This is a genomic window from Pseudoxanthomonas sp. F37, assembly GCF_022965755.1.
In the GTDB taxonomy this organism is placed as follows: domain Bacteria; phylum Pseudomonadota; class Gammaproteobacteria; order Xanthomonadales; family Xanthomonadaceae; genus Pseudoxanthomonas_A.
Genome location: NZ_CP095187.1, coordinates 3,572,720 through 3,595,590, shown reverse-complemented (window position 1 = coordinate 3,595,590; position 22,871 = coordinate 3,572,720). Strand labels below are relative to the sequence as shown.

Sequence of the window (22,871 nt, the reverse complement as noted above, 5' to 3'; positions counted from 1 at the left end):
GGGTGTCATGGGGAGAGTGATAGAAGCCGACGCCGCTTCGCGGCGCGGCTTAGTTCAGGCGCTAGGGCTTTTTGGCCGGGGGAAGTAGTTTATCGATCCCTGGATTTTTGCCGACCTCATACCATCCGATCTTCGTACTCACAATCGTGCCGCGCACTGGATTCGATGGCTTGGGCCGGGTCGTTCTCGCCGGCACGCATTCACTGGTTGCGGATGGACAGTACCAGCATCCGTTCGCGGTGCAGACATCAACTTCACCCTTATCGTTAACAGACCACGCGCATTTTGGCCCGGCGTCTATGCACACGCCCACTGCGTTCCTGCCATCTACCGCCACTGCGGTACCGCAGTAGAATCCACCCATCAGGATTACTGTGGCAATCAATAGGGATTTCATAACACCCTCCTTTTCTTTCGGCGCCCCCTGCAAAAAATCCGACGGAGAGCCTAGGCGAACGGGGACACCGTCTGTCGGAAGACTGGTATATGCGCGATTACAAACCGACCTGCGCGACGCAGGACTAGCCCAGCACTCCGACCGGGTGTGCCAATCATCCAGTCGCATAGGACCGTGCTCGATGTGGTTACCTGCCCACCAATCTCGGTAAAGGTATATACATACGAGCGGTAAACCTTGTGGGCTTGGCGCGAGCGCTGGAGGTCAGGGTTGGCGAATGGATGGCGAGGTCGATTTGCGAAATTCCCGGCAACCAGACGACGGCACGCTCGCTGACCAACGCCGGGTCCAGCACTGCAGCCATCGCAGCTACGCTTCATGATGGTCTCTCGATCAGTTTCCGACCCGTTACAGACATCCGTCGCCGCCCGAACGCACTCATCTTCCGGCTGATCGAGGAAGAACCCTGTAGCCGGCATCATTGTGCCATGGGCCCGTGGCGCGATCGGATCCATGCATGGGGCAGGCGGGTGGATCCGCAACCGTCCACGGCATCAAGGTAAGCGAGTAGGCCACCTCAAGCGGGGTGTCCCGGCTTGTGCCAGGCAAGTCCGGGGGCACTGCGCAATGCGGTGGGACACCACGGCCGAGTGGCAGCTCATCCCACGCGAAGCGGAACTTCAGCAGGGGAATGTGCAGCACCATTCCGCTGTTGGGTAACCTCACTTCCCACGTGTAGCCGCTGGTATTGCCGGCGTGCGCTCCCGCCACTTCTTCGCCTACGAACAGTCCGCGTTGCACGTGGTGGAGCATCGAGGAAAGCTCCGCGGCTCCAGAGAACGTCTCCCCACCCGCCAGCACGACAAGTCGGCCATCGAACACGGGCGACCTCCGTTCCCAATGCGACATCAACCCTTCAGGCGGCTCGTTGCGGCGGGACAGGTGGCCATTGGGAAGGCGCTCTTGAGTGGCCAGTTCCTGTTTGTCGAAAACTTCTACCGAGTACAGGCGACCGTGCCTGTCCGCCACGGAAAGCGACGCGTCACGGGCTTCCACCGAGGCGTACTTGCGGAGCGGATCGCGGACGAGATAGGAAAACAGATAGTTCTCGTTGCCTTCCGATCCGCCGCCATTGCTGCGGAGATCCAGTATCAGGTTGCGCGCTCCGCGCTCGTGCAGTGTTTCGAATAGCTGGCCGATGACGGCTTGATAGTCGCTTCCGGCTTTGCGATAACGCTGATTGCTGAAAGTCGGGACCACCAGCCGGGCCGTCTGGCCGTCCAGCCACTCCAGTTTTGCCACCGGTGACTCCTCGGATGCCGTCTGCGCCGGTCGGGCCGAAGCAGGCATGCCCGCGACCACCATTTCGGTGATCGCGCCAGAGGCATCTTGCAAGCGTAGGCGGTAATGCCGGGCCCCTCCACGCATCCAATAGCGCACCATCGCATAGCCCGCGCCTCCGGCCTCGCGCATCGCGCCGGTTGCGATCCGGCCATCGTGTCCCAGCGCTGCCATCGACTCCCGTACCAAGTCGTCCGTCGTTTCTCCGTCTATGGCCAATAGACGTGTGCCGGGGGAAATGAAGGCTGCATCTCCCCATCCCTTCTCGATCCATGCACCACCTTCGGTCCAGTGGATGTCGAGCGGAAGCAGGCCTTGGCCCTGCCTGTCCATGCGCCTCATCGCCGGGCTGCGATGCAGGGTCAGATGACCTTCACCGATCCGGCTGAGCAGCGGCCTGAGCGTTCGAAACAATCCCTGCGCGTCTTCGATGCCGGGAAGGGCTTGATGCGCCTCCTCCTTGGCGAGCCGCCAAGCGCGCTCGGACTGGAACCACGTCGTGTCTGGAAGGCCAGCCTCAACCACTTTCACGGCAAGATCGAAGTCCTCTTCCACCTGCTCGGGCGTCATGACGGTTGACGCGTCGTCAGATGCTGCGCTCAAGCCTGTCGGCAGGCATGCAACGCCCAGGAACAGCCATTTCTTCCACGGATTGACCCGGTTCATCATCCGATGCCTAATAGGCAAAATATTGCCATTCATTGGATGCGAAGAAGCATGCCCAGTCAACCCATCCCTGAATTCCTGACGCATGTCGCCCACAACCTGAGGACGCGCCGCCTTGCGGCCGGCCTGAGCCAGCGCGCGCTTGCCGACGCAGCGGGTGTGAGCTTGCGCATGGTGGGAGCGATCGAGAACGGCACCAGCAGCGCGAGTACCTCCACCCTGGACCGGCTAGGGATCGTGCTGGGTGCCAGTCTGTCCGAGTTGGTGGCCAATCCGCAGAGCCCATCGACGCAGCGGCCACAGCGACTGGGATGGAAGGGGCGTCACGGGGGAACCGGCACGTTGTTGTCCAGCGTCCGTGCTACCCGCGAAGTGGAAACCTGGGAATGGCGGCTGGAGCCGGGCGAGTCCTATCGTGCCGGCGCCGATCCCCAGGGCTGGCACGTGCAACTGGTAGTCGCCGCAGGCCAAGTGACACTACTCATGAATGGTGAGGAACGGACACTGCGCATCGGTGCCCATCTGTACGCCAGCGATCATCCGCATACGTTCGCCAATCGTGGGAAGAGCCAGGCGCACTTCTTCCGTATCACCATCTGCTAGGCATGGCGTGCAGACACAAAGTTGTTCGCGCGCCTTGCAACGGCAACCCTTCCGTGCCGCACCAAGTCGCCGGGCTACGAAACACCGGCAGAGCGATATCGACAAACTGTTGCGTCGATCGGTTGAATCCAAGAGCGTTCTGATCTGCTATGCACGCTACTAACCGGGTACAGAAAGTGAGAAAGCCCGAACGCCTGATGGCACGCGGGCTTTCCATGACAGCGCGGCTTCGGTCCGAGAATCGTGCTACGCCTGCACTTCAGCGCGGAAGGCAATCTCGATCAGCTGTTCGGGGAAGGCGAGCGTGGAAACCCCGATGAGGTTGCTGGCGACCTGCGGAACAGGCTGGCCGTAGACGGCTGGCCTGACCTTGCCGCTGGCGGCGAACGCGGCCGGCACGTCGATGACGAACAGAGTTTCCTCCACCACGTCCGCCAGCGATCCGCCCAGCTCGGCCAACAATACCTGCGCGTTCTCGTAGGTGCGCTTCATTTGCGCCTCCATGGTGTCGAAGTTGGCAGGCTTGCCGTCGGCGCCTAGAGCGGCCGGCGCGACCAGCTGCCCTGCCGGCGTGTGCGAGAGCTGGCCCGACACGAAGATCGAGTTGTTCACGCGCACGGCCTGCACATACCCATAGGCCGATTCCCACGGTACGCCGAAGCTGGCCGTCTTGCGGTTGGAGATGCTCATTGCGTTGCCTTTTCCAGAGGGATAGCACCAGTCTGGCGGTACGTCCGGGGCCCCGCATGCCCCGAACGGGTGAGGCAAGCGCGATCGGTTGGATGTTGGACGTCTGGTTTTGGCCGATAGCGGACGAGAATTGCCACTCGAACCGATGCAGAACGATGTCCATTCGAACCCGCGCCAGCGGCCATGCTTGCAGGCCGTGTGAACTCTTTCCCTGAGTGCGTTTCGGTCGTACCCCGTCTTCCTGCCTGGTTCGCGCGTCTTCCCCTGTCGATGACGGAAGGCAACGGGCGAACCGTCTGAGTACAAGACGGGAGCCGGGTAAATCCCGGCCCGCTGCGTCGCGATATGGATCGATTTAATGCGATGATTCCGGCCAGTCCAGGGCTGTGCTTCCGGGAGGCTGGTTCATGCAGGTGGCGCGAAGCACGCGCGCATGTCTTGTCGCCGACGTCGGCGGCACGAACGCGCGCGTGGGCTGGACCCTCGACGGACAGAGCGTGCGCGACGTGCGGGTGCTGCGCTGCAGCGATCACGCTTCGCTGGCCCACATCCTGGGCGGCTATCTCGAGCGGATGGCGCGCAGCCAGCCGGAGGTGGCGCTTGGCGATGCCGTCGTGGCCATCGCGGGATATCTGCAGGGCGATCGTCTGGTCAACGCCAACCTTCCGTGGGAGGTCTCCGTTGCCCGCACCGCCGAAGCGGCGCGGCTGGATTCGCTGGTCCTGATCAACGACTTCGGCGCCGTGGCCCATGCCATTCCCGGTGTGCCGCGGCAGACGCTGGTGCCGTTGCTGCCCGGGCAGCAGGACCGGGGCATGCAGGTGCCGGCGCTGGTGCTGGGCCCGGGGACCGGCTTGGGGGCCGCCCTGTGCCTGGACCGCACCGGCGCGGAGGTGCTTCTGACCGAGGCGGGCCACGCCGCCCTGGCGGCAGGCAATGCGCTGGAACTGGCGGTGCTGCAGGACCTCGTCACGCGTTGGCGCCACGTCGACAACGAACGCGTGCTGTCGGGGACCGGCATGATGCACCTCTACGGGAGCCTGGCCCGCATGCGAGGGGAAGCGCCACTGCACCTGCGGTCGGAGCAGGTCGTCGCCGCGGCGCATGCATCGGATGCGACGGCCCGACAGACGCTGGACGTCTTCTGCGGCTGGCTCGGCGGTCTGGTGGCCGACCTGGTGCTGACATCGGGCGCGCGCGAGGTGTACCTGGCGGGCGGCGTAACCGCGCACATCGCGCCGTTCCTGCACGCCGGACCCTTCCAGCAACGCTATTGCGCAAGATTCGATCCGCCGCGGGTGCCGCCGCCGGTCTGGCGCATCGATCATGGGCAACTGGGCCTGATCGGTGCCGCGGCCCGCTGGCGGGGCCGGACTTCCCCTTCCTTCCGATCCATCGAGGAGCACGCATGAAAGGCAGAAGAAGGTTCCTGGGTCATATGGCGCTGTCCGCCGGCGCGATGTCGTGGGCCCGCGGCGTCACCGCCGGGCCAACACCGGGTGCGGGCGTCCGCGGCGGGCGCGTGGTGTCCACCTGGGATTTCGGTGTGGCCGCCAACCAGGCGGCATGGCAGCGGCTGTCGACGGGTGGGAGTGCATTGGACGCGGTGGAGCAGGGCGCGCGCTGGGCCGAGAGCGAGCTGTGCAATCCCACGGTAGGACGTTGCGGCCATCCCGACCGGGAGGGCGTACTGACGCTGGACGCCAGCATCATGGATGGAGACGGTCGCTGTGGCGCCGTGGCCGCGCTGGAGGATATCGACCACCCCATCAGCGTGGCGCGACGGGTGATGGAAGACACGCCCCATGTGATGCTGGTGGGCAAGGGCGCACAGCAGTTCGCCATGGCGCAGGGCTTCCGCAGGCAGCGCCTGCTGACGCCGGAAGCCGAGCAGGCGTGGCAGGCATGGCGCGAACGGGCGAAGTACGAACCGCAGATCAATGCCGAGCGGAACCTGAAACCGGGCAACCAGGAAAACCACGACACGCTGGGGATGCTGGCGATCGACCGCAACGGCCGGCTGGCCGGTGCCTGCACCACCAGCGGCATGGCGTGGAAGATGCACGGTCGCGTGGGCGACAGTCCCCTCATCGGGGCGGGCCTGTACGTGGACAACGAGGTCGGCGCCGCCACCGCGTCGGGCGTGGGCGAAGAGATGATCCGCAATGCCGCGAGTTTCCTGGTGGTGGAACTGATGCGTCAGGGGCGGTCGCCGATGGAGGCCTGCCGCGAGGCCATCGCGCGCGTCGTCCGCAAGCGTCCCGAGGCCAGCAGGTCGTTGCAGGTATGCTTCCTGGCCATGAACAGGCAGGGCGAGGTAGGCGCGTTCGCCCTGCATCCGGGCTTCGTCTATGCCGTCTGCGATGCCGGCAGGCAGGACGCCCTGCACGCGGCCGATGCCGTCTACGACGGCGCGGCGGCATGAGTCGCCGCGTATCCCTGTCGCTGGAGATCGCGGCCGGGTCGCTGGTGTCCGCACTGGCCGCGCAGCAGGGCGGCGCAGACCGCGTGGAGCTGTGCGACGCACTCGAGACCGGAGGTACCACGCCCTCGTACGGAACCCTGGCGTTGGCCCGCGACCGGCTGCGCATCCCCCTGTTCGTATTGATCCGCCCCCGCCCCGGCGACTTTGTCTACGACACGCTCGAGGCCGAGGTGATGCTGCGCGACATCGAAACCTGCGTGCGCCTGGGCTGCGACGGTATCGTGGTCGGGGCCCTGGATGCCGATGGCGACATCGATGAAGCCCTGTGCCGGCAGTTGGTGGCAGCGGCGGGACCGCTGCCGGTGACGTTCCACCGGGCGTTCGATGCGGTCCGTGAACCTGCGGCGGCCCTGGAGCGGATCGTCGCGCTGGGATTCTCGCGGCTGTTGACCTCGGGCGGTCGCGCGAACGCCGAGCAAGGAAGCGCGGCCATCGCGGCATGCGTGCGCCAGGCGCAGGGGCGCCTGCAGGTCATGCCGGGCGCCGGCCTCGACGCGGGCAACATCGCGCGGGTCGCCTCGCTCACGCACGCCCGCCAGTTCCATGCCTCCGCGAAAGTGCAGCGCATGTCCGCGATGCGCACGCCGTCGTCCGCGCTGCCGGGCCTGTCCACAAGCTGGAGCGAGACCGATGCCGCCCGCGTGCGCGCGCTGCGCGATGCCCTGGACGCGCTGGAAGCCGCGTAGCGCTGCTCAGCGCGACATGGAGTACGGAAGCGCCAGTCGCCCGCCGGCCCGCGCCGTGTCCGGTGCGGCCTGCATGGTGAAGCGCAGTTCGCCACCGGCCATGATCTCCTCGTGCTCCAGATAGGTGCGCTCCAGCGGCCTGCCATTGAGCGTGATGCTGCCCACGTAGGCATGGGCGTCGTCCAGCGCGTCGGCGACGACGGTGAAGCGCTTGCCGTTGGGAAGGTGAAGCGTGGCGCGGGGCAGGAACGGGCGGCCCAGTACGTACTGGTTGCTGCCCGGCGTGACCGGGTAGAAGCCGAGCGTGGTGAACACGTACCACGCTGACATCTGCCCCAGATCGTCGTTGCCGGCCAGGCCATCCGGTCGCGGCGCGTACTGGGTGTCCATGATCTGCTTCAGGCGCGCCTGCGTGCGCCAGGGCTGGCCCGCATAGGCGTACAGGTAGGCCACGTGGTGGCTCGGCTCGTTGCCGTGCGCATACCAGCCGATCAGCCCGGTGATGTCTTCCATGTGCGCGAACACCGACGGGTCCACCTTCGCGTCGAACACGGCGTCCAGCCGGTCCAGCAGCGCGTCGCTGCCGCCGTGCGCCGCGGCCAGGCCGGCCACGTCCTGCGGTACGTACCAGGAATACTGCCAGGCGTTGCCTTCGGTGTAGTCCGTGCCGTAGCCGCTGGCGGCCGGGTCGAACGGCTCGCGGAACGTGCCGTCGCGCCTGCGCGCGCGCATGAACCCGGTGGCGGGATCGAACGCATGTTTCCAATGCGACGCCCGCCGGCCGAACTCGGTGGCTACGTCGGTCCTGCCCATGGCCTGGGCCATCCGGGCGATGGCCCAGTCGTCGTAGGCGTACTCGAGGGTCTTGCTGGCGGCTTCGCCTTCTTCGTCGATGGGCACGTAGCCCAGCTCGCGATAGGCGGCGATACCGTCGTAGGGGCCGTAGTTGGCGCTGGCCACCATGGCCTGCAGGGCCTGCTCGGCGTCATAGCCGCGTATCCCTTTCATGTAGGCGTCGGCGATCACGGGCGCCGCGTGGTAGCCGATCATGCACCAGGTCTCGAGACCGTGGAACGACCATACCGGCAGCACCCCATACGGACTCTGCCGACGCGAGGCGAGCAGCGAGTTGACGAAGTCGTTGGTGCGCTGCGGCGGCTGCAGCAGGGTGGTCAGCGGATGCAGGGCGCGGTAGGTGTCCCACAGGGAGAAGGTGGAGTAGTTGGTCCAGCCGTCGGCCTGGTGGACGGCATTGTCGGGTCCGCGGTAGCGACCGTCGCTGTCCATGAACAGCGTGGGGCCGAGCAGGGTGTGGTAGAGCGCCGTGTAGAAGCTGGTGCGCTGTGCCGGGTCCCCGTGCGCCTCCACCGCTCCCAGCGCCTGGCTCCACTGCCGCTTCGCCGACGCGCGCATGCCATCGAAGTCCCAGCCCGGGGCCTCCGCATCGAGGTTGGCGATGGCGTTGTCCTCGCTCACCGGCGAAATGGCGACTTTCACCAGCAGTGGCTGGCCGGCGGCCGCTGCGACATCGAAGGCGGCGACCAGTTGGCGTCCCTCGATCTGCGCGCGCTGTCGCGGGTCTTTCTCGCCGGGAGGCGGAAATCCCTTGTAGGGAATGTCCTGTTCGGTGTCGTGCAACTGGTGACCCGTGGGCGGGCGGGAGAAACGCACGGCGAAGTACAGCTGCCGGCCCGGCGCCCAGCCGCGGGTTTCGCGGAAGCCCGTCACGGTGCCATCGGGGCGCACGCGCAGCCGCGACCACGAAATCTTGCCGGGGTAGTCGTACATGCTGGTGCGCAGGTCCAGCACGATGTGCCCCGGCTTGCCCGCGGGGAAGGTGTAGCGGTGCATGCCCACGCGCGCGCTGGCGGTGAGCTCGGCGCGCACCTGGTGGTCGTCCAGGGTGACGGCGTAGTAGCCGGGCTGGGCCGTCTCGGTGGCGTGGCGGAAGCGCGAGGTGTAGCCGCTGCGGGGTTGGTCGGGATCGCCCCGTTCCAGCTTCGGTTCCCCGGTGGCGGGCATCAGCAGCAGATCGCCGAGATCGGAGTGGCCGGTGCCGGAGAAGTGGGTGTGGGAAAACCCGACGATGGTGGTGTCGTCGTAGCGATAGCCCGCCGCCCATCCGTAGCCCTGCTTGCGTGGCTGGATGCGCGTATCCGGCGACAACTGGATCATGCCGTAGGGCACGGTGGCGCCCGGGAAGGTGTGGCCTTCGCCCCCGGTTCCGATGAAGGGATCCACCGCGTGGAAGGCGGCTTCGCCGACGCCGGCCGGGCTGGCCAGCGCCTCACCCGATGCGGTGAAGAACGCCCCCGCGATCCCTGCCAGCATGAGGGCCTTCGTGCCGAGTCGCTTCATCCGCGCACCTTTTGGATCGGTTGAATGCGGGGAAAACTAGCATACCTCCGGCATGGCCAGGAGACGGGCGCGGGCGGAGGCGTGCGTGCGCCGTCTCCTCCCGGCGGGCACGGCAACTGCTGCGCAGCAGCATGCAAGGCGGAGAGCCGCGTGATAAACCTGTCGGCATTGGATCGATCCAATTGTGCCGCCGGCCCGTGCCGGGAGCGTGGCATGGAGGGGAGCGATCGCCCGCGCTTGTCGGCCCCGCCACTGGAATCCGCATGCACACCCGCTTCAAACCGATCACGCCCGTCCATGCAACGCGCAGCCTGGTCGTGCTGCGTGCCTTGTGCTTCATCGCGCTGTTCGCCGTGCTTGCCGGCGCGCAGGCGGTGGAGCAGCGGCGGCTGGACCAGGGCTGGGAGTTCAGGCGGATACCCACCGGGGCGGGTGATGAGGATCCTGCCGGCATCGGGTCCGCATGGCGTACGGCCTCGATGCCGGGCACGGTGCACACCGACCTGCTGGCCCATGGCCTGATTCCGGACCCGTATGTCGGTGCACCGGAAGCAGGGCTGCAATGGATCGGCCTGGCGGACTGGGAATACCGCACCACGTTCCACGTGAGCGCGGGCATGCGCCAGGCCGCGCGCAGCGAGCTGGCGTTCGATGGACTGGACACCTTCGCCGAGGTGTTCCTCAATGACGAGAAGGTGCTGGACGCCGACAACGCCTTCCGTACCTGGCGCATTCCCGTGCAGGGACGCCTGCGCGAAGGGGCCAATGAGCTGCGCGTGGTCCTGCGTTCGCCCATCCGGCGCCTGCTGCCGACGGTGCAGGCCATGCCGCACCGCATTGCCGGCAACTACCCCTCGCCCTACGGCGACGAGCCGAAGGACGCCATGACGGCGAACTTCGCACGCAAGCCCGGCTATCACTACGGCTGGGACTGGGGCCCGCGCTATGTCACCGCCGGCATCTGGCGGGCGGTGCGACTGACCAGCTGGGATGCGGCCCGGGTGCAGGACCTGCAGGTGCGCCAGGACCGTGTGGGCGAAGACCTCGCCGAACTGACCGCCATTCCCACCGTGGAGGTCGCCAGGCCGGGGCGTTACATGGTGCGCGTATGGCAGACCGCACCGGATGGCCGCAGGACGCTCGCGGGCGAGCGTGAGGCTGCGCTGTCCCAGGGCATCGCGCAGGTACCGCTGTCCTTCCGCATCCGGCAGCCGCAGCGCTGGTATCCGGTCGGCTATGGCGGGCAGCCGCTGTATGCGTTCGCGGCGGAGCTCGCGCAGGGCGCGGACGTCATCGATGCGCGCAGCGTGCGCACGGGCCTGCGCAGCGTCGAACTGCGGCGCGAGCGGGACGCGGCAGGGCGCGGCTTCGCGTTCGTGGTCAACGGCATCCCGGTGTTCGCGAAGGGCGCCAACGCCATCCCCTTCGACATGTTCCCCTCGCGGGTGACGCCTGCACAGCTGCGGCGCGTGCTGCAGTCGGCGGTCGACGCCAACATGAACATGGTGCGCAGCTGGGGCGGGGGCTACTACGAAAGCGACGCGTTCTACGACATCGCCGACGAACTGGGCCTGCTGGTGTGGCAGGACTTCATGTTCGGCGGGGGCATGCAGCCGGCCTACGATCCGGCGTTCCGGGCCAACGTGGTGGCCGAGGTGCAGGACCAGGTGCGGCGCCTGCGCAACCACCCCAGCATCGTGCTGTGGTGCGGGAACAACGAAGAAGAGATCGCCTGGAAATACTGGGGCCATGGCAAGACACTGAAGGACGCCGATCCGGCTTTCGCCGCGCGGGTCTGGGAAGGATATGTCCAGCTGTTCGACCGCGACCTGCGCCGCGTCGTGGCCGAAGAGGCGGGCGGCATCGCCTACTGGCCCAGTTCGCCGAGCGACGACATGGCGGAAACGGCCAACACGCCCGCCAGCGGCGACATGCATTACTGGGAGGTGTGGGGCAATCCGGCGCGCCCGCCCTCGGCCTATCTGGGCCTCACGCCGCGCTTCGTGTCCGAGTACGGCCTGCAGGCCTGGCCGGTGCGCAGGACGATAGACCAGGTGATCGGTCGCGACGAACAGCGCATCGATTCGCCGACGGTCGAAGCGCACCAGAAGTTCCTGGCCGGCAAGGGCAACGAACGGCTGCTGCACTACATCCGCATGGAATTCGGCGAGCCGCGCGACTTCGCCGGGTTCGTCTATCTCAGCCAGGTGATGCAGGCCGAAGGCATCGGCTTGGCCGCGCGTCACCACCGTGCCAGCCGGCCGCACACGATGGGCTCGCTCTACTGGCAGCTCAACGACGTGTGGCCGGGCGCTTCGTGGTCGGGCGTCGACTGGTTCGGGCGCTGGAAGGCGCTGCAGTTCCATGCGCGCCGCTTCTTCGCGCCCGTGGCCGTGACGGCGCTGCGCAAGGACGGGCGCACGACGGTCTCCGCGGTGTCGGACCGCACCGTGCCGCGCCGGGGCCAATGGCGATTGAGAGTGATGGACCTGGGTGGGCGCGTGTTGCGCGACGAGCGCAGGGCGATCGAGGTGGCGCCGCTGTCGGCCATGCGGCTGGCCGCCTACGATGATGCCGATCTGCTTGCGGGCGCCGATCCCGCGCGGACCGTGGCGGTGTTCGAGCTGCGCGTGGAAGGCGAGCCGCCCTCACGCCAGCTGGTCTATTTCACCGAGGCCCGGAACATCGCCTGGCCCGCCTCCGCCGTCCGCGCCAAGCTGCACGCCGACCGCCGGGGTGCGGTGCTGGAACTCTCGGCCGATGCGGTGGCGCGCGCGGTCTGGGTGGACTTCGGCGAACTCGATGCCGAGCCGGCCGACAATGCGCTGACCCTGCTTCCCGGCGAACGCACGACGCTGCGCATTTCGTCCAACGCCGCCCCTGGCTCCCTGCGCCGGGCACTTCGCATCACCACCCTGGCGGACGTCCTGTCCGCACCGTCATCCTCCCGGAGCACCGCGACCCCATGAGTCCTGCCATTCCCCCGCATGCCGCTTTCCGCAGCGAGACCTTCCTGCGCGGCCACATCCGCCGCACGATGGCCTTCTACCACCCCCGCTGCATCGACCCCGCGGGCGGGTTCTTCCACTACTTCAAGGACGACGGGCGCGTCTACGACGCGTCGCACCGCCATCTGGTCAGCAGCACGCGGTTCGTCTTCAACTACGCGACGGCGGCGCTGGAGTTCGGCGACGAGGACCCGGGGCTGCGCCAGGTCTACCTGGACGCGGTACACCATGGGTTGAAGTTCCTGCGCCAGCGGCATCTGGACCCGGTGAGCGGAGGCTACTTCTGGACGCTGCGCGATGGCGCGCCGGAAGACACCACGCAGCACTGCTACGGTGCGGCCTTCGTGCTGCTGGCGTACGCCATCGCGTTGAAGGCCGGGGTCGAAAGCTGCCGTGGGTGGATGGATGCGCACTGGGACCTGCTGGAAACGCGCTACTGGGAGCCGGACCACGGCCTGTACCGCGACGAGGCCACGCGCGAGTGGCAGTTCAGCGACTATCGCGGCCAGAACGCCAACATGCACATGTGCGAGGCGATGCTGGCCGCGTACGAAGCCAGCGGCGAGACGCGCTACCTGGAGCGCGCGCTGCTGCTGGCCGACCACATGACACGCCGCCAGGCCGCGCAGACCGAGGGCCTGGTCTGGGAGCATTACGATGCGCAATGGCGCGTGGACACCGACTACCACCGCGACGATCCGAAGCACCTGTTCCGTCCCTGGGGGTTCCAGCCCGGGCACCAGACCGAATGGGCCAAGCTGCTGTTGATCCTGCACGGACACCTGCGCGATGCCGGACGCGATGTGGCGTGGCTGGTGCCGCGTGCGCGGGAGCTCTTCGATCGTTCGATGGAGGCGTCGTGGGATGGGGAGTACGGCGGACTGGTGTACGGCTTTGCGCCCGAGTCGTTGAGGAAGGACATCGCCGGGCCCTCGCTGCCCGATGGCCGGTACTTCGTCTGCGACGACGACAAGTACTTCTGGGTGCAGGCCGAATCCCTGGCCTGCGCCGCCCGGCTGGCGAAGGCGACGGGCGACGACCGCTACTGGCAGTGGTACGACCGGCTGTGGGAGTACGCCTGGGCCCACATGATCGATCACGTCCACGGCGCCTGGTTCCGCATCCTCGACCGGCGCAACCGGAAATACGACGAGGACAAGAGCCCGGCGGGCAAGACCGACTATCACACCATGGGGGCCTGCCATGACGTCCTGTCCGTACTCCGCGCGCATGACTGAGCCATCGCGCCACCGTCGGGCGCCGGTCGCCGCGGCGCTGCTCCTGCTGGCCGGTGCGCTGCCGGCGCAGGCGCACGATGCGGACTTCGCGACCTCGTTCGAGCCGGGTGAACCCGTACCGGCGCCGGCGGAGCAGGCGGACGTCGGCATCGCCGTCGGCAATGGTCCGGCGCGGCCGTATGCCGCTCCGGCGAAGATGGGCTACACCGGGCAGCGGGCGCTGCGCTACCGCGCCGATGCGGCGGGCCGCGCACGCTTGTTCGCGGTCGATATCGAAGTGCAGCAGGACACCGTGCTGTCGTGGCGGGTGCTTCCGGAAATCGTCGACGGCCACACCGCGGCCTCCACCGGCGTTGCGGTCGACCTGCTGTTCGATGACGGAAGCAGGCTGTCGCAACGGGGACTGACCGACCATCACGGTGCGCCGGCCACGGCCGGGGGACAGGCGGCATCGAAGACGCTGTATCCGCAGCAGTGGGCGCACAAGCAGGTCCGCGTGGGCGATCTGGCCGCGCTGCGCGGGAAGCGCATCCGTGCCATCGAACTGCAGGTCCAGCCGGTTCCGGCCGCGGTCTCGACCGGCTGGATCGACGATATCGCCCTGCGCCGCCAGGCGCAGCCGGAGGTCCGGCGTCCCAGCGACTACGTCATCACCACCCGCGGCACCCAGTCCAACGCCACGTTTTCGCGGGGCAACAACATTCCCGCCACGGCCATGCCGCATGGCTTCAACTTCTGGGTCCCCGTGACCGACGCCGGCTCGCTGGGCTGGCTGTACCGGTGGAACGAGCAGAACGGCGACGACAACCGGCCGCGCCTGCAGGCGTTGTCGATCAGCCACCAGCCCAGTCCGTGGATGGGCGACCGCCAGACCTTCCAGGTCATGCCGTCGTCGACGCACGGCGTGCCGGAGGCCGACCGCGGGAAGCGGGCGCTCTCCTTCTCCCACGACAACGAGGAGGCCCGGCCGCACGCCTACCGCGTGGACTTCGACAACGGCATCCGTGCCGAGATCGCGCCTAGCGAACGTGCGGCCATCTTCCGGTTCCGCTTTCCGGAGGGCGGCGAGGCCAACCTGCTGTTCGACAACGTGGATGCCCGCGCCGGGCTGACGCTGGACGCGGCGACGCAGACCGTGCGCGGCTATTCCGACACCCGCAGCGGCCTGTCCAACGGCGCCACGCGCATGTTCGTCTATGCGCGCTTCGACCGGCCGTGGCTGGACAGCGGCAAGATCGACACGGGACGACCCACCGGCTACGTGAAGTTCGCGCCGGGCCAGGCGCGCGAAGTCGTCATGCGCATCGCCACGTCGCTGATCTCGGTGGAGCAGGCGCAGCGCAACCTGGAGCAGGAAATCGGCGACGCCGGCTTCGATCTGGTCCGCGCGCGCGCGCAGGATGCGTGGGACGCACTGCTGGGCCGGGTGAAAGTGGAGGGCGCGAGCCACGACCAGCGGGTCACGGTGTACTCCAATCTGTACCGGCTCTTCCTGTATCCCAACATCGCGCACGAGAACGTCGGCAGTGCCGGGCACCCCGACTGGCGCCATGCGGACCAGAACAGTTGGTCCAAGGAGAACGCCGGCGGCGATGCCGAGCGGACCTCCGCCTCCGTGAAGCCCGGCAGGATCTACGTCAACAACGGCTTCTGGGATACGTTCCGCACCACGTGGCCGGCCTACGCCCTGTTCGCCCCCGAGCGCGCCGGCGAGATGATCGACGGCTTCCTGCAGCAGTACCGCGACGGCGGCTGGGTCGCGCGCTGGTCATCGCCCGGCTATGCCGACCTGATGGTCGGCACCAGTTCCGACGTGGCGTTCGCCGATGCGTGGCTGAAGGGCGTGGGCGGCTTCGATGCCCGCGAGGCATACGAGGCGGCGCTGCGCAACGCCACCGTGGTGCCGCCGGTATCGAACGTCGGCCGCAAGGGGCTGTCGCGGTCGATGTATCGCGGCTATGCCGACCATGGGGTGCATGAAGGCCTGTCGTGGACGCTGGAAGGCGCCCTCAACGATTTCGGCCTTGCGCAGATGGCCAGCGGACTGGCGGCCCGGGAGGAAGACCCCGCACGCGCGCGCCGCTATGCGGAGGAAGCGGAGTACTTCCGGGCCCGCGCGACCGACTACGTGCACCTGTTCGATCCCGCCACCCGGTTCTTCCGCGGCCGCGCGCCGGATGGCCGCTGGCACTCGCCGGCATCGGCGTTCGATCCGCGCGTCTGGGGCGGCGACTACACCGAAGCCAATGCATGGACCTTCGCCTTCACCACGCCGCACGATGCCGCCGGCCTGGCCCACCTGCTGGGCGGAGAGGGCGCGCTGGCGCAGCGGCTGGACGCGTTCTTCGCCACGCCCGAGACCGCGGAGAAGAAGTTCGCCGGTTCCTACGGCAACACCATCCATGAAATGACCGAAGCGCGCGATGTGCGCATGGGCATGTACGCGCACAGCAACCAGCCCTCGCACCACATTCCCTGGATGTACGTGGCGGCAGGACAGCCCTGGAAGACGCAGCGCATCACCCGCGACATCCTGGGCAGGCTGTATCTGGGCAGCGAGATCGGGCAGGGCTATCCCGGCGACGAGGACAACGGCGAGATGTCGGCGTGGTACCTGTTCGGCATGCTGGGCCTGTATCCGCTGAGGATGGGGGCGCCGGAGTACGTCATCGGGTCGCCCGCCTTCCCGTACGCCCAGGTGGATCTGGGCGATGGACGGACGCTGACCGTGATCGCCCGCAACAACGACGCACGCAACGTATACGTGCAATCGCTCAAGGTCGATGGCAAGCCCTGGTCGCAGGCGTGGATCCGCCACCAGGACATCGCCGACGGCGCCACGCTGGAATTCGTCATGGGGAGCGCGCCTTCCGCATGGGGCAGCGGCACCGACGCATTGCCGCCGTCGCTGACGCCGCCGGGCGAAGCGCCGCGCGGCCTGGCCGACCTGACATCGAACGCCCTCAGCGTGTCGCTGGGTGGACGCGGCAAGGCGGGCGCACTGGTCGACGACGACGCGTCCACCGGGCTTTCGCTGCGCGCAGACGCCCCTCTCGACTTCCGCTTCGCGGCCCCGGCGCGCGCCACGCACTACACGCTGACCAGCGCGGACCAGGCACTGGCAGGCCTGTCATGGACGCTGGAAGGCCGTTCCGGCGACGGGGCGTGGACGCGGCTGGACCACAGGCGCGAGCAGGCATTCCCGTCCGGCCGGCAGTTGCGTCCTTTCCGCATCGAGCGCCCGGGCGACTATGCCGAGTACCGGTTGCGGCTGGATGCGCCGGCAGGCGTCGCGCTGGCCGAGGTCGAGCTGCTGCGGCCGGTGACGCGGCAGGCCGTCCCGTGAGGCCGACGGCACCGGTGCCGGAGACGCATGCCGTGGCGTGGTTGTTGCGCGGCAGCATGCAACCCGGAAACCGCTGTGCTAATTATGTGCTCCGTGGATTAGACCGATCTAAACCGGTCTTTCGTGGAGGGGAGGGGCCAGGAAGGGAACCTGGGGCGCCGTCATGGCGCACGGACCGTCCTGTGGTGACAGGTTTTTATTTTCGCGAATTTTAGATCGATACAAATTCCATCGCGTCAGCAGCCGATCAATCTTGGGAGAGGGTGATTGAAATGAAATGCACGCCACACGCACGCACTCGCAGCACGCTGTATGTAGGGATCGCCATCGCGTTGTCCGCGACCGTCGCATCCGCTAACGCGCTCGCACAACAGGCGGACAGCGCGCCCGCCACGCCGGACCAGGCCCAGGTGCAGGCCACCGACCTGGATACGGTGACGGTCAAGGGCTACCGCTACTCGATCGAGCAGAGCCTGGAGCAGAAGCGCAACGCGAACGCCGTGGTGGAAGTCATCACCGCGGAGGACGTCGGCAAGTTCCCCGACAAGAATGTCGCCGATGCGCTGCAGCGCGTGCCGGGCGTGCTCATCAGCCGCGATGGCGGCGAAGGCAAGAACGTCAGCGTCCGCGGCCTGTCCTCGGAGCTGGTCCTGACCCAGTTGAACGGCAACTACATCGCCAGCGCCGAATCCAACGGCGACCCGACCCGTTCTTTCAACTACACGCTGCTGCCGTCGAACATGCTGGGCAGCGCCGAGCTGTTCAAGACGCCGGAGGCGCGCATCGACGAAGGCGGCATCGGCGGCACGGTGATCCTGCACACGCGCCGTCCGCTCGAGCTGGAGCCCAACTCCGGCTTCGTCAATGTCGAAGGCACCTGGTCGGACACCACCAGGAAGACCGATGGACAGATCTCCGGCTCGTATTCCTGGCACGACAAGGAAGACCGGTTCGGCGTGTTCGTCGGCTATACCCAGCAGAAGCGCACCACGCGCACCATGGGGGCCAGCACCGAAAGCTGGCAGTGGTACGGTCGCGACGAGGGCGGCACTGCGGTCGACGTCAACGGCAAGCCCTCGGACTTCAACTCCAACTGGTGGGGCGGCACGGGCTTCTGGGACCAGAACGGCAACTACTACACCGGCTTCATGATGCCGACGTCGGTCAACTTCAACGTCAAGGAAGAAGAACGCGAGCGCAAGGGCGGACAGCTGACCTTCCAGTTCAAGCCGACCGACAACCTGACCCTGACCGCGAACTACTTCCGCTTCGACCTGTCGCAGGACTCGCAGACCAATACGCTGAAGGTTCCGGAATGGAACATCGCCCGTTACCACGGCGACGGCAACTGGCGGGGCGGCCGCCTGCTGGACGGGCTGACCTTCGACCCCAGCGGCACCATCGTCACCGGCGCGAACTACAGCCTGCATCCGGGCAAGGCGTACTACTGCAGTGAGGAAGAGGCCGCCGCTGCCGGCATGGCCCCGGGCGGCTGGGGTTCGGACGACTGCACCGTGCCGACGCCGCAGATCACCGGCAGCTACAACATCGAGAAGTCGCTTTCGCAGACCGCCGACTTCGGCGGCGAGTGGCGCGGCGAGAAGCTGGACGTGTCCTTCAAGGTCGGCCGCACCTGGGCCAAGGGCGGCCCCGAGCTGCAGTTCTCGCTGCCCATCAAGCCGCGCCTGCAGAATGCGGACGGCAGCTGGACCAACGGCAACTACGCCAGTGCCTGGGACCTGACCGGCACGCCGACGATGACGTTCTCGCCGGAGCTGCTGCAGAACCTGCAGAACGGCATCCTGCAGGTCGACCTGGGCTCGACCGGCTCGTCCTGGACCCGCAACGACACCCGCCAGAAGTACGCCCAGATCGACGGCACCTGGCACTTCGACGGCGATGTGTTCGAGTCGCTGCAGTTCGGCATCAAGGGCCGCGACGGCGGCATCCACCGCAGTACCGGCAACAGCTACTGGGTGTGCCCGGGCACCGACCCGGGCGACTACGACAACCGCTACTGGGCCGGCCGCTGCAACAGCGTCGCCACCCAGTTCTCGCCGAGCCTGATCACCTCGCTGGGCAACCTGCCCGGCGGCATCAACGCCAGCGCGTACCCGGCGATCAACTTCCCCGGCTACATCGCCTATCTCAACAGCACCTACGGCGCCATGCAGACCCGCGAGGAGGAGAATTTCGTCTACAACGTCGACGAGAAGATCTACTCCACCTACCTGCAGGCCAACTTCCGCACCGACCGCCTGCGCGGCAACGTCGGCGTGCGCATCGCGCGCACCCGGCAGCACGCCGACTCGACCGACAAGATCACCTCCTACCAGGACTACTTCTTCGACGGCGCCGATGGCAACCCGCTGGCCTGCGTGCAGGGTGACGCGATGCCGACCGGCGCCCCCGCCGACACGTATTGCGGCAGCGAGGGCTTCTGGAGGCTCCACGAGCGGGTGGCGCGGCCCGAATCGTACGAGGTCGCCGCGCTCGACCGCACCTATACCGACGTGCTGCCGAGCTTCAACCTGGCCTACGACCTGACCGATGACCTGGTGCTGCGCGCGGCCGCGTCCAAGGTGATGTCGCGTCCGAGCTACGGCGACATCGCCTCGCCGGGCAGCCTGGAGTACTACAGCCAGGAATACGTCGACGACCGCCGTCTGACCGGTGGCGCGGGCGAGCTGGGCTGGTACGGTTCGGGCAGCAACAAGGGACTGGAGCCGTACCAGGCCGACCAGTTCGACCTGGGCCTGGAGTGGTACTTCCATCCGGGCTCGGTCGCCGGCGTGGGCCTGTTCCGCAAGAACGTGCAGAACTTCGCCGTGAACGTGATCACCGACGTGAACATGCTCGTCGGCGGCGAAATGGTCACCGTGCAGAACTACAGCACCCAGGCCGGCGGCCGGGATGCGGTGTCGCAGGGCGTGGAACTGTATGCCCAGCACACGCTGGATTTCGGCCTGGGCTTCCAGTTCAACTACACCTACAACGACGCCAGCAAGGCGGCCGTGACGCTGGAGGACGGCACCGAAGTCGGCAAGACGTCGATGCCCGGCAGCGCGAAGAACCAGACCAACTTCACCGTGTTCTACGAAACGCAGGACCTGTTGCTGCGCGCCTCGTACAACCGCCGCGGCGAAGTGGTGCAGGGTCTGGTCAACGGGCTGAACGTCTATGAGGAGCCGTACTACCAGATCGATCTGAACGCGGCCTACAACATCACGCCCGCCCTCAGCATCAGCGCGTCGGTGCTCAACCTGACCGAGGAAGAGACGCGCTCGCACCTGGGCAACGACACCAAGGACCGCTTCTACACCAACGGGTATGCGGGCCGCATGGCTTACCTGGGCTTGACCTACAAGTTCTGAGGTCGCGCCGCGTGTTCCGGCCCCATGCTTTCTCTCCCGCCCGGCGACGGGCGGCATGGGGCCGACGGCCCGGCCACGGCCGGGCCACTTTTCTCCTTGCGTGCGGGATGCTTCCGGATGCCGCGCGCGCCGAACCACAGGACGGGAACGCATGAAGCCGACCACCCCGCTTTCGCTGCTCCGCACCGTACCGCTGCTGTTCGCGCTGGCGGCCCCTGCCGCCGTGCCGGCGACGGCGGCCGCGCAGGGCCCGAGTGCCGAGGTCAACACCTTCATCGGCAGCAAGGATGACGGCAACACGTTCCCCGGCGCCTCCGCACCGTTCGGGATGATCCAGGTCAGTCCGATCGGTTCCCACTACTCGGGCTGGCGCTACGACGATCCGCAGATCCGCGGCTTCGGCCACTCCTTCCTTTCCGGCGCGGGATGCTGGGAGCAGGGTGGGCAGGTCTCGGTGCTGCCGGTGACCGGCCGCATCGGTCCCGGCGGCGATTTCGATACGGCCGATCCGAAAGCGTTCGACCACAAGCGCTACGGCGCGCGCTACCGCCACGACGGCGAAAGCGGGCAGGCCGGCTACTACAGGGTGCGGCTGACGGATTACGGCGGGATAGATGCCGAAGCCACCGCGCTGACCCGCGCGGCGGCCGAGCGTTACACCTTCACCGCAACGGGCGAAGGCCATGTGCTGGTCAACATCGGCCAGGCCAACGAACGCCACGCCGTGACCGGCAGCAGCCTGGCCGTGGTCGGCGACCGCACGGTGGAAGGCAAGCTGGTGACCCAGAGCTTCTGCGGTGGGCATCAGTACACCACCTGGTTCCGCCTGGAGTTCGATCGCCCGTTCAAGGCGTTCGGCACCTGGGGCGAGGCCGGCGGCGTGCCGGGTTCGCGTCACGTGATGGAGGGCGAAGGCAAGCCCAGCGGTGCGTGGCTGACCTTCGACCTGGGCCGCGACCGCAGCGTCACCGCCGTGTCGGCGATCTCGCATGTCGACGCCGAAGGCGCGCGCAACAACCTGCGCAGCGAGGGCATGGCCGGGGGCAGGCTGCTCCGCTTCGAGCAGATGCGCGCGCGTGCGCAGAGGGCCTGGGACGCCGAACTGTCCAGCGTGCGCGTGCACGGCGGCGGGCGCGACGATCGCGTGGTCTTCTACACCGCGCTGTACCACGCGCTACTGCAGCCGTTGACCGGCAGCGACGCCGACGGCCGCTACCGGGGCTACGACGATCTGGTCCATCGCGCCGATGGATGGACCTACTACGAATACTTTTCGCTGTGGGACACCTACCGCTCGCAGAACCAGCTGATCGCGCTGTTGCGGCCGCAGCGGGCCATGGACATCGCGCGTTCGCTGCTGGCCATCGACCAGCAGGGAGGCTGGCTGCCGCGCTGGGGGTACGCCAGTTTCGAAACCAACATCATGACCGGCGATCCGGTCACCCCGTTCCTGGTGGATCTGTGGCGCTTCGGCGCGCTGCAGGGGCGTGAGGCGGAAGCGTACGCGGCGCTGCGCAGGAATGCGTTCGGCGTGCCGCCCCTGAACTCGCGCCATGCCGGCCGTTCCGGCAATCCCAACTACCTGGCGCAGGGCTTCGTCCAGTACGACCGTGCGTTCCCCTCCAAGGGCATGGACGTGGACCCCCACCATGGCGGCTCGGCGACCCTGGAATACGCACTGGCCGACTGCTCGCTTTCGGTGATGGCCGGGGCGTTGGGGCATGACGACGATGCCGCCGTGCTGAAGCGCCGCGGACGCAACTGGCGCACGCTGTGGGATGCATCGGTTCGCGACGAGGCGGCGGGCTTTGCCGGCTTTCCACGTCCGCGTACCGAGGATGGGCAGTGGTACACACCGTCCGATGGCCAGTACAGCCCGCGTTCCCACCACGGTTTCCACGAGGGCACGGCGTGGCAGTACCAGTGGCTGGCGCAGCAGGACGTGCCGGGCCTGGTGGAGGCGATGCACGGGCCGCAGGAAGCGGCGCGGCGCCTGGACGACTTCTTCGCGTACGACGCGCTGCTGGCCGATCCGGCCGGCGCCGCGCGCAAGCAGTGGGTCGTCGGGCCCTACAGCTACTACAACCAGTTCCGCTACAACCCCAACAACGAACCGGACCTGCACGTGCCGTGGATGTACACGCTGATCGGCCAGCCGTGGAAGACCTCCACGGTGCTGCATGCCGCGCAGCAGCTGTTCACCAATGCGCCCAACGGCGTGACGGGCAACGACGACCTGGGCACCATGTCGGCGTGGTACCTGTTCAGTGCGATGGGCCTGTATCCGGTGGTGCCCGGGACCGGGCAGTTCGTGCTGCACGCGCCGCGCTTCCCGCGTGTCGACGTGGACATGGGCCAGGGGCGCACGCTGAGGATCGAGGCGCCGCAGGCCGGCGACGGCAAGCCGCGCTACATCCGCGGCGTGTCGCTGGACGGCCGCGAGCATGCCGCCGTCTGGCTGGACTGGGAGCACCTGCGACAGGGCGGCCGCCTGCGCTTCGACCTGGCCGATGCGCCGCAGCCGCAGGGCTGGGGCACGCGGGCGCAGGACCTGCCGGTGTCGCCCTGCGCCGCCGCGCCGTCGTCTTCGTCGGGGGCCGGTCGTTGAGCCCATGCTCCCGCCGCGCATCCAAGTCCGCATGATGGTTTACGCTGGGCGCATCGTCGGAATGGATCGAT

12 protein-coding genes are annotated in these 22,871 nt (G+C 67.5%); 9 read left to right on the top strand and 3 right to left on the bottom strand.

Going from position 1 to position 22,871, the window contains the following annotated elements; genetic code table 11:
• Window positions 1-835: 835 nt before the first annotated feature.
• Window positions 836-2,404, bottom strand: a complete 1,569-nt coding sequence (locus tag MUU77_RS16815; RefSeq protein ID WP_245089277.1) for a S41 family peptidase — start codon at window positions 2,402-2,404, stop codon at window positions 836-838.
• A 51-nt stretch (window positions 2,405-2,455) separates the two neighbouring features.
• Between MUU77_RS16815 and MUU77_RS16810 the strand changes: the two genes are divergently transcribed.
• Window positions 2,456-3,007, top strand: coding sequence for a helix-turn-helix domain-containing protein (locus MUU77_RS16810; protein ID WP_245089274.1), 552 nt, complete (start codon window positions 2,456-2,458; stop codon window positions 3,005-3,007).
• Between the two features lie 246 nt (window positions 3,008-3,253).
• Here the strand turns inward: MUU77_RS16810 and MUU77_RS16805 are convergent, their stop codons facing one another.
• Window positions 3,254-3,697 (bottom strand): Rid family hydrolase, encoded by a 444-nt coding sequence (locus tag MUU77_RS16805; RefSeq protein WP_245089271.1) that lies wholly within the window; start codon window positions 3,695-3,697, stop codon window positions 3,254-3,256.
• 407 nt (window positions 3,698-4,104) lie between these two features.
• Here MUU77_RS16805 and MUU77_RS16800 point away from each other — a divergent pair, with 407 nt between their 5' ends.
• The 3 genes from MUU77_RS16800 to MUU77_RS16790 are packed head-to-tail and all read left to right on the top strand — an operon-like array spanning window position 4,105 to window position 6,868.
• The gene (locus tag MUU77_RS16800; protein WP_245089267.1) at window positions 4,105-5,109 is read left to right on the top strand and encodes a glucokinase; all 1,005 of its coding nucleotides are present in this window, start codon (window positions 4,105-4,107) and stop codon (window positions 5,107-5,109) included.
• Window positions 5,106-6,122 (top strand): N(4)-(beta-N-acetylglucosaminyl)-L-asparaginase, encoded by a 1,017-nt coding sequence (locus tag MUU77_RS16795; RefSeq protein WP_245089264.1) that lies wholly within the window; start codon window positions 5,106-5,108, stop codon window positions 6,120-6,122. Before MUU77_RS16800 ends, MUU77_RS16795 begins: the two co-directional genes overlap by 4 nt.
• On the top strand, window positions 6,119-6,868 hold the full coding sequence (locus MUU77_RS16790) for a copper homeostasis protein CutC (RefSeq protein WP_245089261.1): 750 nt from the start codon (window positions 6,119-6,121) through the stop codon (window positions 6,866-6,868). The genes MUU77_RS16795 and MUU77_RS16790 overlap by 4 nt, the downstream gene beginning before the upstream one ends.
• Before the next feature lie 6 nt (window positions 6,869-6,874).
• Here the strand turns inward: MUU77_RS16790 and MUU77_RS16785 are convergent, their stop codons facing one another.
• The gene (locus MUU77_RS16785) at window positions 6,875-9,226 is read right to left on the bottom strand and encodes a GH92 family glycosyl hydrolase (protein WP_245089258.1); all 2,352 of its coding nucleotides are present in this window, start codon (window positions 9,224-9,226) and stop codon (window positions 6,875-6,877) included.
• Between the two features lie 263 nt (window positions 9,227-9,489).
• On the opposite strand from MUU77_RS16785, the gene MUU77_RS16780 reads away from it, so the two are divergent.
• The 5 genes from MUU77_RS16780 to MUU77_RS16760 all read left to right on the top strand — a co-directional run bounded on the left by MUU77_RS16780 (window position 9,490) and on the right by MUU77_RS16760 (window position 22,800).
• The gene (locus MUU77_RS16780; RefSeq protein ID WP_245089255.1) at window positions 9,490-12,195 is read left to right on the top strand and encodes a glycoside hydrolase family 2 protein; all 2,706 of its coding nucleotides are present in this window, start codon (window positions 9,490-9,492) and stop codon (window positions 12,193-12,195) included.
• Complete coding sequence (locus tag MUU77_RS16775) at window positions 12,192-13,472, top strand: AGE family epimerase/isomerase (RefSeq protein ID WP_245089252.1); 1,281 nt, start codon at window positions 12,192-12,194, stop codon at window positions 13,470-13,472. The genes MUU77_RS16780 and MUU77_RS16775 overlap by 4 nt, the downstream gene beginning before the upstream one ends.
• Window positions 13,465-16,818, top strand: a complete 3,354-nt coding sequence (locus MUU77_RS16770; RefSeq protein ID WP_245089250.1) for a GH92 family glycosyl hydrolase — start codon at window positions 13,465-13,467, stop codon at window positions 16,816-16,818. Before MUU77_RS16775 ends, MUU77_RS16770 begins: the two co-directional genes overlap by 8 nt.
• A gap of 272 nt (window positions 16,819-17,090) precedes the next feature.
• Complete coding sequence (locus MUU77_RS16765; protein ID WP_245089246.1) at window positions 17,091-20,192, top strand: TonB-dependent receptor; 3,102 nt, start codon at window positions 17,091-17,093, stop codon at window positions 20,190-20,192.
• Between the two features lie 151 nt (window positions 20,193-20,343).
• Window positions 20,344-22,800, top strand: coding sequence for a GH92 family glycosyl hydrolase (locus MUU77_RS16760; protein WP_245089243.1), 2,457 nt, complete (start codon window positions 20,344-20,346; stop codon window positions 22,798-22,800).
• The last annotated feature ends 71 nt before the right edge of the window (window positions 22,801-22,871 follow it).